Annotated in this window: 15 protein-coding genes; 5 read left to right on the plus strand and 10 right to left on the minus strand. The window is 69.7% G+C overall.

Annotation, left to right across the window (positions count from 1 at the left end; translation table 11 throughout):
* Positions 1–3 precede the first annotated feature (3 nt).
* From GF068_RS20370 to GF068_RS20395, 6 genes are all read right to left on the minus strand, one after another.
* Positions 4–1,215: a PAS domain S-box protein gene (locus GF068_RS20370; protein WP_153821064.1), complete on the minus strand. Its 1,212-nt coding sequence runs from the start codon at positions 1,213–1,215 to the stop codon at positions 4–6.
* Between the two features lie 124 nt (positions 1,216–1,339).
* On the minus strand, positions 1,340–3,610 hold the full coding sequence (gene priA, locus GF068_RS20375) for a replication restart helicase PriA (protein ID WP_153821065.1): 2,271 nt from the start codon (positions 3,608–3,610) through the stop codon (positions 1,340–1,342).
* Between the two features lie 81 nt (positions 3,611–3,691).
* Positions 3,692–5,107, minus strand: coding sequence for a serine/threonine-protein kinase (locus GF068_RS20380; RefSeq protein ID WP_170319588.1), 1,416 nt, complete (start codon positions 5,105–5,107; stop codon positions 3,692–3,694).
* A 50-nt stretch (positions 5,108–5,157) separates the two neighbouring features.
* A complete protein-coding gene (locus GF068_RS20385) occupies positions 5,158–6,603 on the minus strand; it encodes a hypothetical protein (protein WP_153821067.1) in 1,446 nt (481 codons plus the stop codon).
* Between the two features lie 280 nt (positions 6,604–6,883).
* The gene (locus GF068_RS20390) at positions 6,884–7,990 is read right to left on the minus strand and encodes a hypothetical protein (protein WP_153821068.1); all 1,107 of its coding nucleotides are present in this window, start codon (positions 7,988–7,990) and stop codon (positions 6,884–6,886) included.
* Between the two features lie 136 nt (positions 7,991–8,126).
* The gene (locus tag GF068_RS20395) at positions 8,127–9,572 is read right to left on the minus strand and encodes an MFS transporter (protein WP_153821069.1); all 1,446 of its coding nucleotides are present in this window, start codon (positions 9,570–9,572) and stop codon (positions 8,127–8,129) included.
* A 92-nt stretch (positions 9,573–9,664) separates the two neighbouring features.
* Here GF068_RS20395 and GF068_RS20400 point away from each other — a divergent pair, with 92 nt between their 5' ends.
* On the plus strand, positions 9,665–11,389 hold the full coding sequence (locus tag GF068_RS20400) for a rhomboid family intramembrane serine protease (RefSeq protein WP_153821070.1): 1,725 nt from the start codon (positions 9,665–9,667) through the stop codon (positions 11,387–11,389).
* A gap of 56 nt (positions 11,390–11,445) precedes the next feature.
* On the opposite strand, the gene GF068_RS20405 is transcribed toward GF068_RS20400, so the two are convergent.
* Both GF068_RS20405 and GF068_RS20410 read right to left on the minus strand, forming a co-directional pair.
* Positions 11,446–12,501 (minus strand): Ca2+-dependent phosphoinositide-specific phospholipase C, encoded by a 1,056-nt coding sequence (locus GF068_RS20405; RefSeq protein ID WP_153821071.1) that lies wholly within the window; start codon positions 12,499–12,501, stop codon positions 11,446–11,448.
* A 16-nt stretch (positions 12,502–12,517) separates the two neighbouring features.
* Entirely contained in the window at positions 12,518–13,666 is a 1,149-nt protein-coding gene (locus GF068_RS20410) for a peptide-N-glycosidase F-related protein (protein WP_153821072.1), read from the minus strand.
* Between the two features lie 84 nt (positions 13,667–13,750).
* On the opposite strand from GF068_RS20410, the gene GF068_RS20415 reads away from it, so the two are divergent.
* From GF068_RS20415 to GF068_RS20430, 4 genes are all read left to right on the plus strand, one after another.
* On the plus strand, positions 13,751–14,653 hold the full coding sequence (locus tag GF068_RS20415; RefSeq protein ID WP_153821073.1) for an ABC transporter substrate-binding protein: 903 nt from the start codon (positions 13,751–13,753) through the stop codon (positions 14,651–14,653).
* A gap of 10 nt (positions 14,654–14,663) precedes the next feature.
* On the plus strand, positions 14,664–14,930 hold the full coding sequence (locus GF068_RS20420; RefSeq protein ID WP_153821074.1) for an acyl carrier protein: 267 nt from the start codon (positions 14,664–14,666) through the stop codon (positions 14,928–14,930).
* Positions 14,927–16,729, plus strand: a complete 1,803-nt coding sequence (locus GF068_RS20425; RefSeq protein ID WP_153821075.1) for a fatty acyl-AMP ligase — start codon at positions 14,927–14,929, stop codon at positions 16,727–16,729. Before GF068_RS20420 ends, GF068_RS20425 begins: the two co-directional genes overlap by 4 nt.
* 119 nt (positions 16,730–16,848) lie before the next feature.
* Complete coding sequence (locus GF068_RS20430; RefSeq protein WP_153821076.1) at positions 16,849–17,202, plus strand: hypothetical protein; 354 nt, start codon at positions 16,849–16,851, stop codon at positions 17,200–17,202.
* Positions 17,203–17,237: 35 nt separating this feature from the next.
* Here the strand turns inward: GF068_RS20430 and GF068_RS20435 are convergent, their stop codons facing one another.
* Positions 17,238–19,175, minus strand: coding sequence for a TonB-dependent receptor plug domain-containing protein (locus GF068_RS20435; RefSeq protein ID WP_153821077.1), 1,938 nt, complete (start codon positions 19,173–19,175; stop codon positions 17,238–17,240).
* A gap of 8 nt (positions 19,176–19,183) precedes the next feature.
* On the minus strand, positions 19,184–20,284 hold the full coding sequence (locus tag GF068_RS20440; protein ID WP_153821078.1) for a hypothetical protein: 1,101 nt from the start codon (positions 20,282–20,284) through the stop codon (positions 19,184–19,186).
* Between the last annotated feature and the right edge of the window lie 45 nt (positions 20,285–20,329).

Here is a 20,329-nt window from a genome sequence, read left to right on the forward strand (position 1 = left end):
CCCCTAGCGGCGCGCGATCTTCCGCGCCGCCGCCAATCCATCTCGCAACGTCGCTTTCGTCGTGATCCCGCCGAGCCCGAGGTCGAGGTCCACGAGCGCCCGGGCCGCCGAGGGCGAGAGGCCCGTGAGCACCACCCGCGCGCCGAGCAGGCCCACCGCTTTCGTCGCGCTCACGAGCGCCTCCGCGACGGACGCGTCCACCGACGGCACGCCCGTCACGTCGAGAATGGCGACCTCGGCCGCGTGGGTCACCACGCCGTCGAGCAGCGTCGCCATCATTTGCTCGGCCCGCGCGTGGTCCACGGTCCCCACGAGCGGCATCAAGAGGACGCCGTCGCCGAGCGGCACGAGCGGCGTGGAGATCGCCCGGAGCATCTCGCGTTGCGCGCGGATCGTCTCCTCCTGCGCCGCAGCCGCCTGCGCCGCGCGCTCGGCCGCGAGCTGCTCCGTCACGTCCGTCAAGACCGCCTGCGAACGAACCGTATTGCCGTGCTCGTCCCGATCGGCGATCGCCGAGAGCATCACGTCCATCACCGAGCCGTCCTTGCGGACGAACTGATAAAGGATGTTGTCGCATCGACCGGTCTTGAAGAACTCCGGCAATACGACCTCACGGGCATATTTCGAGGATTCCGACGTCAAGAACTCCGACGAGCGCCGCCCGAGCACCTCGTCCGCCGTGTACCCCATCGCCTCGACCCATCGGTCGTTCACCGCGGAGAGCCGCCCCTGCGCGTCGATCGAATGCATGATCGCCGGCAGGCGGCTGTAGAACCATTCGTGGTGCCTCTCCGCGTGATCCGCCGCGCGGCGCGCCTCCGCGAGGGCCGCGGCCGATTGCCTCGCGAGGGACGTGGCGACGCGCTCGATGACCTCCTCGACGAAGGACGCCGCCGCTCCGCCGCCCGAAGGTTCGCTCGACGCGAGGGCGTGGCGGACGAGGGCGCGACGGACGGCGCCGAGCAAGACGAGCGCGCCGTCGAGCGGGGTCTCTGCGCGCTCCAGATGCTCGAGCAGGGCCGCGGCGAGGGCCTCCGGGTCGCCGTCCGGAGGTGGGCGAAGGATCCCGTCCACGAGCGGCGCGAGGCTCGAAACGGGCGCGCCCGCCGCTCCGCGCCCGACGCGCTCTTCCAGGTCCCGGCCGGCCTCTTCCAGGATGGCGTCACGCCGGGTGAGCAGCGAGACGAGCGCGGCGGCAATCGAAGGGGGCGACATGAGCGCGCGTTTATAGGTCGAGCGCCCGCGTTTGGAAACGATCTTTTGAGCACGAACGAACTGTAATTTCGCCCGAGGCTGGATTCCATGGACGCTCGCTCGCCCTCGCTCCGGGCGCGCGGCCTCACAACATCGCCACGGGATCCATGTCCACCACGACCCGCACCCGCCGATCGATCTCCGGGATCGCCGCGGCCGCCACCTGGGTCGCCGCCCGGAGGGCGCGCCGATCCTTGGAGCGCAAAAGGACGCGGAATCGATACCGGCCGCGCAGCCGCGCGAGCGGCGCCGCCGCGGGGCCGAGCACCTCGACGACGCGTGATTGTCCCTCGGGCGAGGTCTTCGCGTGCGCCGCGATCACGCCCGCCGCGCGCCGCGCCACGTCCTCGTCGAGCGCGTCGACCCGGAAGAGCGACAGCCGCGAAAAGGGCGGATATCCGACCTCGGCCCGATCGGCGAGCTCGTGCTCCAGAAAGGCGCTCACGTCGTGCCGCATCGCGAATTGCACGGCCGGCTGCGCGGGGTTTCGCGTTTGAATGATCACGCGGCCAGGGCGATCGCGCCTCCCGGCGCGCCCCGCGACCTGCACGAGGAGCTGGAACCCACGCTCGGAGGCGCGAAAATCCGGCAATGACAGCGCCGCGTCCGCGTTGAGCACGCCGACGAGCGTCACATTGCCGAGGTCGTGCCCCTTCGTGACCATTTGCGTGCCCACGAGCACGTCGATCTCGCCCGCCCGCATCTTCGCGAGGATCGCCTCGGCCTTCGCGCCGTCGGCGACGTCCCGGTCGAGCCGCGCCACGCGCGCCGCGGGGAAGGCCTCCGCGATGGTCTCCTCGAGCCGCTCGGTCCCGAGCCCCTCGAGCGCGAGCGAGGGCGCCTTGCACTCCGCGCACGCCGCGGGCATCGGCCCCTCCCAGTCGCAATAATGGCACCGCATGCGCCCGCCCCGCGCCCGGTGGAACGTGAGCGCCACCGAGCACGAGAGGCACGTCGCCACGTGCCCGCACGACTCGCACACGACGCTCGGCGCGAAGCCGCGTCGATTGAGGAACAGGATCGCCTGCTCCCCCGCGGCGAGCGACTTTTCGAGCGCGCGGTGGAGCGGCAACGAGACGAGCTTGTTCCCCGTCGGCCCCGGCCCGATCCGCCGCAGATCGACCGTCGTCACCTCGGGCAACGTCGCCTCCCGGTGCGCGCGGTCGGGCAGGCGTAATTCGACGAGTTTTCCCTGACGAGCGAGCTGCACCGATTCGAGCGACGGCGTCGCCGACCCGAGCACCGCCACGGCCGAGGCGCGGTGCGCCCGCAACAAGGCCATGTCGCGGGCGTGATACCGCACGCCCTCCTCCTGCTTGAACGAGCCGTCGTGCTCCTCGTCCACGAGGACGAGCCCGAGGTTCGTGACGGGCGCGAAGATCGCCGAGCGCGCCCCGATCGCCACGCGCACGGCCCCCGTCCGCACGCGCTTCCACATCGCGTGCCGATCCGACTCCGACAAACCGCTGTGCAAGACCGCGAGGTCATCGCCGAACCGCGCCCGGAAGCGCGACACGAGCTGCGGCGTGAGCGCGATCTCCGGCACCATCACGATCGCGCCCCGCCCCCGCGCGAGGCACCCCGCGATGGCGCGCAGATACACCTCGGTCTTTCCGGACCCGGTCACGCCAAAAAGAAGAAATGCGGCCGGCTTCGCCTCCGAGAGCGCTCCCTCGATCCGCGCCTCGGCCGCCGCCTGCGCCTCGTTCAATGCCGGCGGCTCGTCCTTCGGCTCGGGCCGCGCGAAGAACGCGTCGCGCGGCGGCTCCCGCTCCTCCACGACCACGAGCCCCAGCGACGCGAGCTTCTTCACGGCGGCCCGGGCATTACCGAATTTCTCCTCGAGCCGGGCGATCGGCATCTCCCCGTTCGCCCGGAGCAGCGCCAGCGCCGACGCGGCTTGCCCGCGCAAGACCCCCGGCTCCTCCACGGCGTCCGTGGGCCGCGCATACGCGATCTTGCGCCCGCCCACCTGCTTGACGCGCGAGAGCGTGCCCGGGAGCTCGCCTTGCGCCTCGAGCGCGCGCACGTCCTCGCGCTCGACGGCCGGCAACGCGAGCCGGAGGACCTCGCCGATCGGCGCGAAATAATACGACGAGAGCTCCCGCAAAAACGAGAGCAGCTCCCCCGGCAGGACGGGCTCGGGATCAACGACCGCCGTGATGGGCTTGAGCCGCACGCCCTCGGGCGCGTCGCCCTCGGAGGTCGCGAGGACCACGCCGAGGACCTTCTTTCGGCCGAACTCGACGAGCACCCGCGCGCCCGGACGAACCGAAGCGGCGAGCGCGGGCGGGACCTCGTAGGAGAAGGCCCGAGCGAGCGGGACGGGGACGGCGACCTCGCAGAGCAGGGGCATGGTTGCCCGGAGAGGTATCAGGTTTTCGAGGGTCGTGCACCCGGGAGGACGGGCGGACGCGACGACGACGATTGAGCCTTTTCAGCCGCCCGCCGTGAGCTGCAGCATCACGAGCCCCGCCACCATCGCCGCGGCGAGCAGCAAGATCGCCCCGGCATACCCGCCCTCGGACGCCTCGCGCGGCGCGACCTTCATCGGCGCTTTGCCTTCGCCTTGCGATTTCAACGCGCGGCGCCGCTTCTTCGCGAGGCGCCTCTCCCGCTCCGCCGGGCCCTCCGACCTCGCCTGCCGCACGCCGCTCTCCGGCGCGGGCGCCTTCTCCTCGGGGCGCGGCACGACCCGCTGCGTGGGCGGCGTGGGCGTGTGGTTCGTGTTTGTCTTGGCCGCATTACCGTTCGCCGGCCGCGCGCGCTTGCCGATCGGCGTGATCACCGCGACGGGGCCGCGCTCGATCGCCTCGATCGCGCGCTGCCGCGCCCTCCGCTCGGAGAGCACTTCCTTGCCGAAATGCTGCGTGAGCCACGCGCCGAACTGGATCGAGCTCGCGAGCATCCTCGTCTTCGCCGCGTACACCTCGAGGTCGCGCAGCATCGCCGCGGCCGTGGGGTATCGCTCGTCCTTGTCCTGGGCGAGCGCGCGCCGCACGATCCCGAAGAGCTCCTGCTCCTCGGGCAAACCTCGGCTCGGCAGCTCCGGGATCTCGGCCCGGCGCGAGGCGTCGAGCAGCGATTCGCCCTGCCGCGCCTTGTAGAGCCTCCGGCCGGCGAGCAGCTCCCACAGGATGATGCCGACCGCGAACACGTCCGAGCTCGCCCCGAGCGCCTCGCCCCGCGCCTGCTCCGGGCTCATGTACCCGGCTTTGCCCTGGAGCGCCGTCTCCACGCCGCCCGGCGCGCCGGCCCGCGCGATGCCGAAATCGCAGAGCTTCACCGTCCCCTCGAAGCTCACGAGCACGTTCGATGGCGAGACGTCGCGGTGCACGATCCCGAGCGGCGCGCCGCGCTCGTCCTTCATTCGATGCGCGTAATCGAGGCCCCGCAGGACGTCGCCGACGAGCAAGAGCGAATACGCGACCGGGAAGGGCACCTTCGCCGCGGCGGCGCGGCGCAGGAGCTCGCGCAGGTCGTAGCCCTCGACGTATTCCATCGCGAGGTAAAGGCTGTCACCGTCGCGGCCGAGGTCGTGGACGAGGGCCACGTTCGTGTGGCGAAACAGGCTCGTGATCCGCGCCTCCTCCGCGAGCATCTCGGCCATGCGCGTATCGTGCGCGAGCTCGGGCAGGACCTCCTTGATGACGCAAAGGCGATACGCGCCGAGCTCGGTCTTCTGGCGGGCCAGGTAGACGTTGGCCATGCCGCCATAACCGATCCGCTCGAAGAGCGTGTACGGGCCGAGCTTGCAGGGCAAACGGCGGCTCGCGCGCTGCTTCCGGCGCGAGGACGGAACGGCGGAGGGCGGAGGCGTGGGGGTCGGCTTCTCGGCGAGCGCGGCGGTCATCGGCACGTCCCCCATGCCAGAGGGCCGGGGGACGGGCCAAGAAACCGCGACTAGAACAAGATCTCGCGCTGGGCGGCCTGCGGCACGCCGCGGGTCTTCTTGTTGCTACCGAAGACGATGAACGGCTCGTCACGCGCCGGGCCGGTCAGGCGCTCGTAGATGGCGTCGATCGAGAGGATCAGGCCCGCGCTGAGCGTGGCTTCGGGGCTGTAAAACGGGTTTCGCCGCTTGCCGTCGAGGCCGATCTGCGTGTTGGCGTTGCCGTAATCGATCGAGAAACCCCACTCCGAGGCGGGGAAGTAATTGATGCCGATGCCGAAGCTCGTCGTGTATCGCGTCGTCGTGGGGCTCTCGACGCGGGTCGGCTCCACGCAACCCGTGGTGATCTTCACGCAGCCGCTCGTCTGCGGCTGGTTGAGGAGCGAGTACTGCAGGCCGCCGCTCAAGAAGAGCCAGAACGTCTTGCCAAAGAGCTTCTCGTCGAAGAAGAGGAACGCGCCGGTCGCCAGCCGGTTCGTGTCGACCGAGCCACCCGTGAGCTGGTCCGACATCGTCATGGTGCCCTGGAGCGTCTGCCTCGGAAGCTGGATGTCCGGGTTCGTCGGGACCGTCGCCCGCGTGAACTGGTGATCCCAGCGCAAGCTCGTGCCGACGAAGACGTTCTTCAGGAAATCCGCCTTCTTGCCCCGCAATGGCACGATCGCGAAGATCGAGACGCGCGGCGAGGTCGTCAGGTACACCCCGCGGTCGTGCGAGAGCTTGGACGTCGGCAAAAGGACGGTGCCGTTCGCCGCCATGCTGACGCCCCATTCCTCGTCCGCGCTCCTCCAGAGCGGCTTCGCGAAAATGGCCTGAACGGGCAGATCGCGAAAGAGCGGCTCGCGCTTCGTCGTCGTGGTGTCGCTGTTCGTCAGCTCGACGTCGAAGCCGGGCGCCGTCTGCACGCGGAGCGAATACCCGCGCGGCGAGCCGTCCGCGAGCTTCGGCTCGAGGATGAAGTAGTTCAGCGTGAGGCCGAAGCCCATCGAGACGTGCTCGTGCGAGCTGCTGATGTTGTCGCGGCCAATCCCGAGCGCCGTCGTCGTGGCATTCGTACCCCAGTTGAGGTTCGACCCGCGCCAACGCACGCGCGCCGGCAGCGTATTCGGCGTCACGCCCGCGTCCGCGCCCGGTCCGGGCGGCGTGAGCGTGCCATTACCACCCGGTACGGGCGGCGGAGGCGGCGGGTTGAGCGGGGTCGTGGTGTTGCCCGTGAGGTAGGGCGGGAGCGTGACGGGCGGCGGAGCCTCGGGCGACTCGGCCGGATCCCCCGGCGGAGGCGGGGTCGGCGGCGCGTCCGGGTTCGGGGAGGGGGGCGGCGCAGGGGGGGATGCGGGAGGCGCGTTCGGATCGGCCTGATCCGCGTCCGCAGCCGGCGCCGGCTGCTGCGCCAGCGCCGCGCCGTGCCCCAAGAGCCCCACGCCGAGGGCAAAGACGATCCCGAGACGATGCTTCATCCGTGCTTCTCCACGATCTGCCGAGCGCCCCCGCCGCCGATGTCGACGCCCCGAGGGACTCGGGTGCGTCTCACACCTGGCCCCCGGCGTCAACGACGGGGGAGGAGGACCGAGCGCGACGAGGCAGGATCCATACCGCGCCCGAAGTAGCCCGGATCCACGGGATTTTCCGCCAAAACAGCGCGAGGCGCGAGGGCCGAGGCGGGGGATCGTTACGGTCTTGACGAGGGGGGCCGTCGCGATGCTGACGAGCCGGGGGCGGGCCGTGGGGAGGCTTTCGTCAGCAGGGGCAGAAGAACGTGGGGGCGAGGACGCTGCGCACCAAAAAGCCGTTCGGGCCTTTGCGAAGGACCGATTGGTAGCCGAGCAACGAGGGCGACCCGTCCCGATCGAGGTGGACCAGGGTGCTCGGCGAGAAATCGTCCGCGCCCTCGTAGAGCTTCACGAATCGAGCGTTTTTGGAGCTCGACCCCTCGAGCTTCCAGAGCGCCGTGAGTTTCCCGCGAAACTCGCTGCAGACCGCGCCGGCCTCGGCGTCGAGCCACACGAACGTGCCCGCTTCGCCCGAAAAGACCTTTACCGTGGGGGCCGCGCCGTCGTGCGTTTCCCAGGGGACGCCGGGCGTCTGAATGCCCGAGCTCTGGTAGAGGTCGTCGATCTCCGCATACCCCGCGAGGTCCTGCATCTCGGCGACGGCGCGCTGCACGAGCGCCGCGGGCGCGTCCTCGACCGGGACGGGCCGCAATACCGAGAGATCCCGGTCGCGGGCGAACTGCGCGTCCTTGCAATGCCCCTGAACCTCTTCGATCTCCGCCACGAGCGAGCGACCCCCCTCGGCCGAGGCCCAGGCCTCCTCGGCGATCGTCTCCGGCGTCGCGGGCGGGAGGGGCGTCCCGTCGTAATCCTCACCCTTCCATTGCCGGCGAACGCCGTCGTCCGGCTCGACGCGGGCGATCAAAACGAGCGGGCCGAGCTTGCCCTCGCAAACGGGACCCCTGGGGCCATACAGGCGGACGGGCGTTCCGGTGCGCCGAACGAGCGAGGCCGGCAGCGCGCTCGGCTCGATCTCGCGGCGCGTGATGACAGGGAAGTCGTCCGAGACGAGGATCGGCGCGCCGCGGCCCCAGCGCGTGACGTCCGGGTCGGGGTGCAGCACGACGTAGGTCTTCCCATTCTCGACGATCACCTGCGAAAAGAGGCCGGGATCGATCTCGCCCGGCATGGCGGGGGCTTTTTCGGCAGGCGGCGCCGCCGGGGCGGGGACGGGCGCAGGCGACAGCGCGACGGGCGCCTCCAGGCTGGGGATCTTGACGAGGGCCTCTCGCTTGGAGCAACCGGCGACGGACACGACGAGCAGAAGAGCCGCGAGCGCGGAACCGAGACGCATGACGAAGCCTCCGGGCGCCGTCCCATCAGGATCCGTGCCGGGCTCCGTTCGCGCAGAATGCCGGGTTTTTTGCGGGGATCTGGCCGCGAGGGCCGTGTCTACCCGCCCACCGGGACGTGTACCGCTCAGGTTCCGCTCAAGCCGCCGCGGCTTCCGGCTTGCTCTCGGCTTTTTTTTCGAGGTCCGCGGGGGCCGCGGCGGCCTTGGGCTTCGCGTTCCAGACGCGCGTCGCGAAGAGCAGGCCCACGGCGGCGACCGGGAGCATGGCGAGCGGCCATTGTTTCCAGTTCGCCGGGTCCTTCGCGGCCTCGCCCTCGGGCAGGATGCGGGCATAAAGGAGCGATTGGAAGCCCGTGCCGAGATACACGAACCCGTCGATGATACCCGTGGCCACGCCGGCGTTTTTCTTGCCGCCGAAGTCCATGCTCGCGGTGCCGGAGAGCATCCCGTGCACGCCGATCACGCAGAGCGACATGAAGACCACGGCCCAGCCCGTGACGCTGCCGCCGAGCGCGAAAAACGTGACCACCACGCCCACGAGCAGGCCCGCATAAAGGACCGAGGCGACCGGGCCGCGGCGCGAGTCGAAGACGTGGTCCGAAATGAGCCCCGCGAAGATGCCGCCGAGGATCCCGGCCACGCAAAGCAAGACGCCCCAGTTCGCCGAGACGAACCCGTCCTTGACGCCCGTCTTGTCCGCGAAGACGAGGTACCACTGCATGACGGCGTTCCGCAGAAACCCGCTGCAGAACTCGATCGCGATGATGATCCAGATGACCTTCTGCGAGAACATCTTCCGCACGACGTCGACGAGCGTGGCCCGCCCGCCCGTGTCGCCGCTCGAGGCGTCGGCCGTGTCGAAATCGACATGACCCGCTTGTCCGGGCGTATCGCGGATGATGGCGGCGCAGACCACGAAGGCCAGGACGAGCAGGCCCGCGGGGATCATGAACGCCGACGTCATGCCCATGGCCTTCGCGATGAACCGGCTCCAGTCGTAGGCGAAGTAGAGGCCGAGCGAGATCAGGATCCCGAACACGCCGCCGAGCACGCCGCGCTCGCGCACGTGGAACCAGGGCGCGTTGACCTTGACGATCGAGACCGCGCCGAAGCTCTGGAAATACATGTTGGCGGAGAAGAGGACGGTGAACGCGGTGACGACGGACGCGTGCGTCATCTGGCCAGCCTGGGCGCGCATCGCGACCACGCCGAGCAGGGCGTTCATGAGGGCCGAGCCGCCCGCCGCGATGAGGATCGTCGCCCGCCCGCCCCATCGATCCGTGAGCGGGCCGTTCAAGAGGAAGGCCACGCCGTAAAGGATGGAGCCGATGCCGGCGATGTCGCCGTACTCCTGCTTCGTCAGGAGCCCGATCTTGTCCATCAGCGACGCGTTCGCCGAGAGGTTGTAGCGGCCGAAGTAGAGGAGCGCGTACGTCAGCCCGAGGGGGAACCAGTTCAAGAAACGCCGACGCTTGAAGGCCTCGGAGTGGCCGAGGTCGATCTTGGGCAAGCGGCTGACGACCACGGCGATCGCCGCGAGCAGGAGCAGGATCGGCAAGAGGTTCTTGAGCCAGTCGGGCATGACGGACCCCATCCTACCCGAGCCCTCGCCGAGACCGCACGCGTAAAGCCACGTTGCAGGGCGGGAGAAGCGCTGCAAGTCTGCCCCGGCGCATGAGGCCCGAAGAGAGGATCGAGGACGTGGAGCTCGCGACAGACCCGAGCGTGGTCCGCCGGGACAGGCTGCTCGGCGCGATCTTCACGGAAGATCCGGAGAGCTGCCTCATCCAGCACGGGCCCGTCGCCTCGCACGTGGTGACGACGAGCGCGCCGCCGCAAATTCTTCTGTTGCCCACGCGTGATCGCGACGCGCTCTCGCACCTGCCGAAGTTGCTCGCGCAGATCGTGCCGTCCGCAAAACAGTCGCCGGTGCCCACGCACGTCGTCGCCGTCGGCGGCGGCGTCGGGATCGTGGACGCGCTGCGCCGCGCGGCGTCGCAAGCCAAGGGGGCGCAGATCGGGTTTCACCACGTCGACGACGCGAGCCGGCTCGCGCACGTGAGCGGGTCGAAGCTGCCGCTGCTCGAACGCGCGGCCGAGCAGATCCGCGTGACGGAGCCGCCCGCGCCGGAGCGAATCCAGGAGGCGCTCGTGAAGGGGCGCATGCTGGCGCAGCAGGATCGGCGCGCGGCCTCGCGGCTGCGGGGCAAGACGCCCGTGACGATCGGGCTCATCGCCGTGTGCGCCGTCGTCGGCTTGCTCGGGCTCGCCTGGGCCAAGCAGATGGGCGGGTACACGCCGGCCATCGTGTCGATCGGCGCGACGAGCGGGCACGCGGTGCGCGGCGGCGAGGTTTGGCGCATCTTCGCCTCGGCCTTCTTGCACGGGGGCGTGGCGCATTTCGTGATGAACATGGTCGCGCTCGGCAGCCTCGGCGTGATGCTCGAGCCGGTCCTCGGGTCGCGGCGCTTCCTCGTGCTCTACGGCCTCTCGGGCCTCGGCGGCGCGCTCGCCACGACGCTGATCGGCAAGACGTGGAGCGTCGGCGCGTCGGGCGCGATCTGGGGCCTGATGACGGCCGTGCTCGCGATCGTGCTCTTCCCGCGTGGCGTCTTGCCGCCGCTCTTCATCACGCGGCTGAAGCAAAACGCGTGGCGGCCGCTCGTCCCGAACGTGCTCATCAGCTTCTTCCCGGGCGTCGACTACCTCGCGCACTTCGGCGGAGGTGTCGTGGGCTTCGTGGTCACGGCGCTCGTCCTCGGCCGTGGGCTCAAGCCGCTCGAAGAGCGCGCAGGCGACAGCGACGCCGAGCCCTCGCCGCGCCCCCTGCTCACGATCGTCGCGGTGGTCGTGGGCGCCGCGATGCTCGCCTCGATCGGCGCGGGCATCCGGCTCGGCGGCCCGTGGACGATGCAGAAGCCGCCCGCGATGAAGCGCACGGCGCTCGCCGGCGTGGGTTTGTCCGTGGAGGTCCCCGCGTCGGTCGTGAAGATGGCCGCGGCCGAGACGGAGAACCAGGGCGAGATGCACGTCTTCACGTACGGCGGCCTCGACGCGACGCCCGTGTTCGTGGAGATCCGCGCGTGGCCGCTGGAGAGGCCCGTCGAGCCCGGCGAGCTCGACGTCTTCCTCGAAGGGACCCGCGCGATGGCGGACGAGGGCGGACCCGCGAAGTCGGTGCAGCTCGAGAAGGCGCGGATCGTGACGGCCGGCGAGCGGAGGGCCGTGGTCGTCGAGCACGAGCTGAAGATCGACGGTGACCCCTTCGTGCTGCGCACCTACTTCCTCGCCGTGGGCGCGCGCGAGCTCATGCTGCGCGGCTACACGCGCAAAGACATGCGGCCCGTGGGGTGGAGCGACCTCGAGGAGAGGATCGTGGCGTCGATCGAGGAGCGCTAGGGGGTTTGGGGGCATAGCTCGGCTCGCCCGAGCGGAGCCCCCATCGTCGACCAGACTCAAGGGCCGACGAACGCGGGATCCTCGATCGCCTCGGCGCTGCACTCCATCGGCGCGGTCACGGGGTTACATCGCGAGGGCGTGCCGCCCGGGATCTCGACCCAGTACTCGGCCTCCGGCACCTTCGCGGGGAAGTCCGTCGTGACGAACTGCGCGCCGCTCGAGATCGCGGCCTCGCGCTGGATCGTGCTTCCCGTCTCGAGGACCTCGCCCGCGTTCCCGTCGGCGCGCGTGCGCACGAGCATGTTCGCGGCGAGCGCGGAGGCGATGGCGGAGGCGCCGCCCACGGGGTCGTTGATCACCGCGATCGCGGCCCACGGATCCGAGGGCGACGCGTCCGCGAAGAGGATCCGGCCTTCGAGGCTCGTATGGTCCTTTGTGTACGCCCTCCGTTTGTCGCCGGAGTCGTCCAGCGTGAAGAGGAGACGCCCGCGGACCTCCCCGAGCGTCGGCCACCCCTTCGAAAGGACCGCCTCCCGCAGCGTCGCCGCCTCGCCCTGCACCTCGTCCGGCACGAGGAGACGATCGTCCGGCCAAACGCTGCGGATCTCCGCGTGGAGGGCGGCGAAATATGCCTCCGCCCCCGCCTCGTCGGGCGGCACGGCGTCCTTGATCTCGACCTGCACGACGATCGGGTGGTGCGCCCGGTGCGCGTCGGACCATTTCTTCAGGACGACGAGGCAATCCGTGAACTTCCTGCACGTCGTCTGCTCGTCGAGGACGGGCAGGTGATACACCTCGAACGCTTCGAGCGCGAAATCGTACCGCAGGTCGAGCTCGACGTGCCGCACGCCCTGCGCGCCGAGCTGCACGTCGAGCGGCGCGTGCGTGTAGCGCCAATCGCCGACGGTGTTGCCCTCGGTCTCGACGTGGTAGCTGTTGTGTGTCGATTTCGTCTGCAGGTGATGCAGCCGCAGGACGTCGTCGAGCGGATAATCGAATTTCGGCTGCGGCGGCGCGGGCGTCAGGAGGTCCTGCGTCTCGCCCTCGCCGCCGCAGCCCGCGAGCAGGGCGGCGAGGCCGAGGAGGGCCGCGGAGGCGAAGGCTCGAGCCATTCGAACGACCTTCCCTTCAAGGCCCGTAGGCGAAATACGTGGCGCTCGACGCCCAGCTCCCGCCGGCCTCGACGGTATTGATCGACCACTGGAACGAATGTGATCCCGGCGTCCCGAGCTCGGGCGTCTCCCAGACCTTCGGCGCCGTCATGCTCCCCGGGCACCAGTTCGCCCGCGGGGCCTTCACGCTCGAAATGGCGCCGCACGGGTTCTCCTGGCAATAGGTAAAACTGTTTCCGCTCGGCCAGGTGTGCGTCGCCTCCGTGCAGAGGTCCTTGCAGTCCGTCCGCCAGGGCTTCCACGTGTCGATCACCGCGCCGTCGATCGAGACCGTGTGCGTGCGATTGCAGAACTCCTCGGCGGGCCCGATGCACCCCGTGCCGACGGCGCCGCCTCCGTGGCCGCTCGTGCGGAACTCGATTTTCCCCGCCGCCGCGCCCTCCGGCACCTCGAAGTTGATCACGCCCGGCCCCTCCGCCGTCGTCTGCGACCCGTAATGGAGCGATTTCACCGCGAGCACGTCCCGCGGCGGCGCGCCCGGCACCATTTCGAGCTTCGCCGTCACGTTCCAGCCCCCGTTCGAGCCCGAGACCATGCCCGCCGCGTCCGACCAGGTCGTGATGTGCGCGCGCATCCGGTGCTTGCCCGGCAGGCCGTTCGCCACGTCCGTCACGTCGATCTCGAGGTGCATCGGCCCGCCGAACGGCGTGACCGCGTGCATCAGCTCGAGCCCCGGCGGCTCCGTGGCGGGGTCCATCGGATCATCGATCGAGATATCGAAGTTACGATCGAACGCGTCGCAATCGGCCGGCCAGCTCTGCCCCTCCGGCGGCGGGTTGTCGACCCACTTGTCGAACGGATAACAGGTGCTCGCGAGGTCCACGACGAGCTTCGCGCTCGCGAACGGGCCGTCCTTGAAATCGACCTCGGTGAACACGGTCTGGAAATTGGGCTGGCTACCGTCGCTCGTGATGCGCGTGTCCTCGAATGCGTCGATCGTGTACGGATCCGCATACGACGGCCCGCCGCCGCCTCCCTGGCCGCCGCTGCCGCCCGCGCCCCCCGCCGCGCCTTGCCCGCCCGCGCCGCCCTGGCCGCCCGACGAGCCCCCTCCGCACCCCAGAAGCAAAAGGGCGCCGAGCCCCAGCACCAAGCCCGTCCTCATCGAACACCTCCACGGGCGAGGTTACATCAAGGTCGAGCCCGACCGCTAGGCAATCGGCGGCGCCGGCGCTAAAGAGCCCTGCCGATGAAAATCATCAAGGTCCAGGACGACAGACAACGCCGTCACATTTTCACGACCCCGCCGAGGCGCGTCGTCTCGCTCGTCCCGAGCGATACCTACTCCGTCATCCGGCTCGGCGCCAAGGACCGCCTGGTCGGTCGCACCCGCTTCTGCGTCGCGCCGGAAGGCGAGGTCGCCGGCATCGAGGACGTGGGCGGCACGAAAGACGTCGACGTCGACAAGGTCCTCGCCCTCGAGCCCGACCTCGTCATCGCCAACCAGGAAGAGAACACCCGGTCGCATATCGAGCGCCTCGACGCGGCCGGCGTCGCCGTCTTCGTCTCGTTCCCCAGGCGCGTCGCCGACGGAATCGCGCACCTCGCCCGCCTCGCCCTCGCGCTCGGCCTCGATCGCGACGAGCCCGCGCGCGCGCTCGTCGCGTCGGCCTACCACGCCCATCACGAGGCCGAAAAACACCGCGGCGAGCGGGTCCCCGTCCGCGCGTTCGTCCCCATCTGGATGGACCCGCTCATGACCGTGCACGAGGAGACCTTCATCTCCGACATGATGGATCTCGTGGGTGCGCAGAACATCTTCGCCGACCGCAGGCGCCGCTACCCGCTCGCCGCCGACCTCGGCAAGGCCGCGCCGCTCCCGCCCGAGCGCGTCGGCAGCCGCGACACGCGTTATCCACGCGTCACGCTCGACGAGGTCGTGGCGCGACAGCCCGAGGTCGTGCTGCTCCCCGACGAGCCGCACGCGTTCACGGAGAGCGACGCCGAGGTCTTCCGCAAGCTCGACATCCCCGCCGCGAAGACGGGCCGCGTGTTCTTCTGCGACGGCAAGGACCTCATGTGGTACGGCGCGCGCAGCGTGGAGGGCTTCGAGCGGCTGAGGCGTCTGGTGAACGGGGACGACTTGCGGTAGGAAGCGCCCCATGACTTGGAATCGGGAAACCGTCCACGAAAAGCTCATCGAGGTGTTCGGTCAGTACAAGCAGACCGACGCCGCGGTGAGCCAGGAGAGCCAGATCGTCGCCGACCTCGGCATCGATTCGCTCGGGGTCATGGAGGTGCTCGCGGACATCGAGGACACCTTCAAGCTCACGATCCCGGACGACGCGCTGCGCGACATCAACACCATCGCCGACGTCGCGGCCGCGATCCTCACGCGCCTCGAGGGCGACGGAAGGCTCGAAGGATGAGCGCCGAGACGCCCCGCACCGTCGCGCAGGCCATCGAGGACGCGGCGTCGAGCACGAGCACGGGGTATCGCTTCCTCGACGAATCTCCCGACGTCGCGCCCTTCCACTCGTACGCCGACATCGAGCGGATGAGCGCTCGTTTCGGCGGCGCGATGCAGGCGATGGGCCTGCGCAAGGGCGACCGCGTCGCGCTGATCCTCCCCGACAACGCCGATTTCGTCTTCGCCTTCCTCGGCGCCGTCCGCGCCGGGATCATCCCCGTGCCGATCTACCCGCCCACGGGCCTCGGCAAGCTCTCGGGCTACCTCGAGAACACGCTGCACATCGTGGCAAAGAGCGGCGCCCGCGTGCTCGTCACGAGCGGCGAGATCAAGAAGATCCTCGGCACGATCCAGGCCGAAGCGAAGGGGCTCGAGAGGGTCGTCGCGGTCGAGGGCGTGCGCACGTCGACCGACGAGCTCCGGCCTGCGAAGGTCGACCTCGACGACGTCTGCTTCCTACAGTTCACGAGCGGCTCGACTGCGCGGCCGAAGGGCGTGACGCTCACGCACAGAAACCTCGCCGCGAACGTACACGCGATCATGCCCGTGGGCCTGCGCGTCACGGACGCCGTCGATCATGGCGTCTCGTGGCTGCCGCTCTACCACGACATGGGGCTCATCGGCTTCGTGATCGCGCCGATCTACCACAAGAACGCGATCACCTTCCTGCCGCCCTTGCTCTTCCTGAAGCGCCCGGCGCGCTGGCTCGAGGCGGTCTCGAAGTACAGAGGCACGATCTCCTTCGGCCCGAACTTCGCTTATGCGCTCGCGGTCAAGCGCATCAAGGAGAGCGAGATGAAGGGGCTCGACCTGTCGAGCTGGCGCGTCGCGGGTTGCGGCGCCGAGCCCATCCGCGCCGAGAACCTCCGGGCCTTCGCCGAGAAGTTCGGGCCCGTCGGCTTCGACGAGCGCGCGTTCGTGTGTTGTTACGGCATGGCCGAGTCGACGCTCGCGGTCTCGTTCAGCAAGATCTGGACGGGCGTGCGCGCCGACGTCGTCGACGGCGAGACGCTCTGGTCGAAGGGCCGCGCCGAGCCCGCGGCGGAGGGCTCGCCGCGCGCCTCGGGCATCGTCGAGTGCGGCGCGGCCTTCGAGGGCCACGACATCAAGACGTTCGCGCCCGACGACGAGGAGAGCGCGCGCCCCTTGCCCGAGCGCGAGGTCGGCGAGCTGCGCATCCGCGGGCCGAGCGTGATGCAAGGTTACTGGGACGACCCGGAGGTGACGAAACGCGCCTTCGCGGGCGGATATCTGCGCACCGGCGACCTCGGCTACCTCGCGGAGGGGAAGGTCCACATCTGCGGGCGATCGAAGGAGGTCGTGATCGTCAACGGCCGCAACTACTACCCGCAGGACATCGAGTGGGAGGCGAGCCAGGTCGAGGGCGTGCGCAAGGGCAACGTCATCGCGTTCGGCACGATGAAGGGCCCTTCGGATCGCGAGCGTGTGGTCATCACGTTCGAGACGGGCGAGAAGGACGAGGCGGCGAAGAAGCGGCTCGAGGGCGAGGTCCGCAAGGCCGTGCAGCAGAGCGTGGGCCTGACCGTCGACGAGGTCGTGCCGCTCGCGCCGGGTGTCTTGCCGAAGACGTCGAGCGGCAAGCTGCAGCGCGCGAAGACACGCGAGCTCTACGAATCGGGGGAGCTCTTCGGGAGGACGAGCGCGCGCGAGGTGGACAAGATCGATCTCGTGAAGGAGATTGCGAAGAGCCAGATCGGGTATTTCCGGCACAGGCTGTTCGGGAAGAGCGACGATTGAGCGCTTGGAAGAACTCCCGCGTCTGCCGTAATACCCGATCCCGTTGGCCCCACCGTTGAGCACGGTTGGTCTCCGAATTGCACGTACGTCCAGGTGAACCCTTTTCGCGGAGGTTCGCCATGGGAGTGCGTAACATCGTAACAGGCATCATCACAGTCGCTTCGCTCTCGCTGATCGCGGCGGGCGCGAACGCTGCAACCCTCGCCTACTGTACCGGCAATGCTCGGTGGGTCTACGATCAAGCCAACCTTGATGTGGCATGCAGCGTCGTGCTCAGGAGTACCATCAACGCCAAAAAGAGCGTCACGCGAGCCCAATGGGGCAAGTTCAAGACCGGCAGCAGAAACAATGCCAATTTGATTTGCGATCAGGGAACCAAGCCGGTGGTGGGCACCGGCAAGAGTGTCTTCGAGAATGGGCGCAATATGGCGACCCAGCTCGGGTGGAAGAACTGCGTGCTGAAGATCTTGTGAAGCCGCGGCGAGGATCGTTCTCTACTGCCCAACCTCTAAAACCCCGCCTCCACCGATACCTGCGGGATCGTGATCGGCCCGAGCAATCGCGGCTGGCAGATCCCGCGGGCGCACGTCACGTCGAAGACCTCCTTGCTCAGCGTCGCGTTCTGCATGTCGAGCACGAGCGAGACGAACCCCGTCTCCCCGACCCGGAAGCGCCGCGAGACCCGCACGTCGAGCCGATAAAAAGGCCGGACCCGCGGCGGGTCTTCGACGGAGGCACCGCTCCCGGCCTCCTGCGCGGGGAAACCGCTGTAAAATACGTGCCGCACGCCCGCCTTCCAGCCCGCGCCGAGGTCGTAGAGCAAGGCCACGTGCGCGACGTGGGTCCGGTCGACCGCCGAGGGCGTCGTCAGGCCGCTCTTCGACGTGCGGGTCGAGCGCGAGAGCGTGTACGAGGCCATGAAGAGCAAATCTTTGCGTAATGCCCCGCGCCCCGAGAGCTCGAGCCCGTAGGCGTCCCCCGTGCTGCGCGAGAGGAACCGCGCCGGGCCGAGGTTCGTCCCGCGATCACTGCCGATCGGGTCCGTCAGGTTGAACGTCACCTGCCGGAAAAGCGAGCCGCTGATCTCGACCGGGATCGGCGAGAGTTTGACCTCCGCGCCGAGGCTCGATTGCAAGCTGCGCTGGAGCCCGCCCGTGATCCCGCCGATCTGCAGCGCCGGCAGCGGCGCGAAGCCCGGGAGCTGGGACGCCACGCCAAACGCAGGCACGATCCGCACGCGCTCGCCCACGCCGAACCTGCCCGTGATCTTCGGGTCGACCGCGAGGGCCGTGTTCCCCATCGACGTGTAATGGTCGACGCGCAGCCCCGGCGTGATCGTCGCCCTGTCCGAGAGCACCACGAGCGCGTCCGCCCAGGCGCCCACGGCCGTGTCCCAGCGGCTCGGGAAGAGGGCGCGGAACGCCTCGTCGAGCTCGCCGAGTGGCCCCGACGCGCAGCCCTCGACCGCGATGTCACACGGCTCCTTGTGCACGATGTCGTACCGATCGACCATCAGGTCGAGCCCGCCCCGGAGCAGCGCCTTTCCCTTGCCGATGGGAAAGGAGCCGCGTAGCCGCGCCCCGATCTTCCCATTGCTCGCGCTCTCGGCGCCGACCTGCCTCGACCGATCGAGCCCGAGCATCAAGGCCGCCCGGACCTTCGCGCCCGAATCGAATTCGTGGTCGTATCGAAGATCCAGGCGATGGAAATCCGCGTCGAGCAGGACGTCCTTCTCCCCGCCCGCGTCCGTCGTCGCCGCCAGATAATCCCACGCCCCGAACACGAGCGCCGTGAACCGCCCCCGCTCCCCCACGCGGCGGCTCACGCGCGCCTGGTAATCGCCGTACCCGAAATCGACGTTGTCGATCAGCGCCGAGAGGATGTGCCCGCCGAACGCATAATGCCCGCCGACGAGCACCGTCGTCTTGTCCCCGACCGGCCCCTCCACGACGCCGCCCACGTCCACGAACCGGAACGCGCCCTCGCCCTTCCATTCATTCGGGAACGGCGCCGCCTCGGCCTCGACCGCCGCGCCCGCGAGGCGCCCGATGTCGGCCGGATACGGCCCCATGTGCAAGGTCACGCGCGAGACGAGCGGCGCCGAGATCACGCTCGGCCCCGCGCCCACGTGAAAGAGCAAGGGCACGCGCACGCCGTCGTAAAAAAACCCGATGTTCCCCGGCGGCGCGCCGCGAATGTAATAGTAGGGCAATCCGCTCGCCGTCGGCGTCACGCCCGGCTGCACCTCGATCGCGCGGTACGGATCCCCGAGCACGCCCGGCATCTCCCGGATGTCCCGCCGCCGGAGCGAGACCGACCCCGCCGGCGCCTTGTCCCCCTCGACGGTCACCTCGATCGGCTCGGGAGGCGGCGGCTCCTCGGCGAGCGCGGCGGCGGGGACGAGGGACGCGGCGAACGCGAACAAGACACGCGCGCGCCTTCGCATTTCAACCCTCAGACATCCGAAAGGCCCGCCGCCTCCATGACGTCGATGGCCGCGCCGAGCGCCTTGTCCCCGCGCATCACGCGGCGCAGCTCGTTCGGCCCCTGATCCCGCAGGTGTGTCCCCTTCGCCGCGTGCCGCGAGAGCACCTCCGTGAGGCCGTGCAAGAGCGGATGACGGCCGAGGTCGGCCGCGAGCTCGGCGTCGTGCAGCGCGGGCTCGAGGAGCTGTGCGATGTACGCGTCCGACCAGCCGAGCGTCTTCTGCGCGTCCGTCGCGACGACCCGGAGCTGCGCCCAGAACAGCCGCTCCGCGCGCTCGGCCGCGGGCCCGAGCAGCGACTCGGCGCGCGCGCGCAGCGCCGAGCTCTCTTCCTTCGAGGCGCGGCGCATCTCCTTGTAGACCTCGCTCACGAGGCCGAGCAGGTGCGGGTTCGGCCGGTCGGCCGTGAGCATGTGCCGCTCGGCGCGCTCGAACGCCTCGAGCAAGGCGGCCTCGGCGCGATCCCAGCGGCGCTTCGCGATCTCGAGCCGCGCCGAGGAGCAGAGCGCGGTGACCATGTCGTGCTCGGCGAGCGCCTTCGTGTCGGCCGTGGCCTCGGGGTCCTCGAAGACGGGCTCGAGCCAGGTGCGCAGGCGCCCGACGAGCGCGTCCATCTCCTCCTTCGGATCACCCGACACCATGCAGAGCGCGACGCGCAGGAACATGGCCTGCCGCGCCTCGGCGTCGCGATCGGCGCGGCTCTGGCAGAGCAGGGGGATGGCGGCTTCGAGCGCGGCGGTCGCCTCCTCCTGCCTGCCGCGATCGAGCTCGGCGCGGGCGAGGTCGAAGTGGAGCGAGCCGAGTTTGTCCTTGGGGAACGACGGTAGCTGCTCGGCGCTGGTGATGGCGAGGCGCTGGTAGCGGGCGGACATGCCGGCGTTGTTGTCGAGCGCGTAGGCGAGCGCGGCGATGCGCGCGGCCTCGACGTAGCGCGGATGGGGTCGCCCGAGCTCGTGCGCGATCTCCATGGCCCTCTCGGAGGCGAGGACGGCCTCGGCGACGAGCTTCGCTTCGAGATAGGAGCGGACCGCGGCGAGGGCGCTCTGGAGCCGGGCTTCGACGTCGCTCATGGGGGGCGGATTGCAACACGTGAGGCCGCGATGTGCAACGCGATC

Source organism: Polyangium spumosum (assembly GCF_009649845.1).
Lineage (GTDB): Bacteria > Myxococcota_A > Polyangia > Polyangiales > Polyangiaceae > Polyangium > Polyangium spumosum.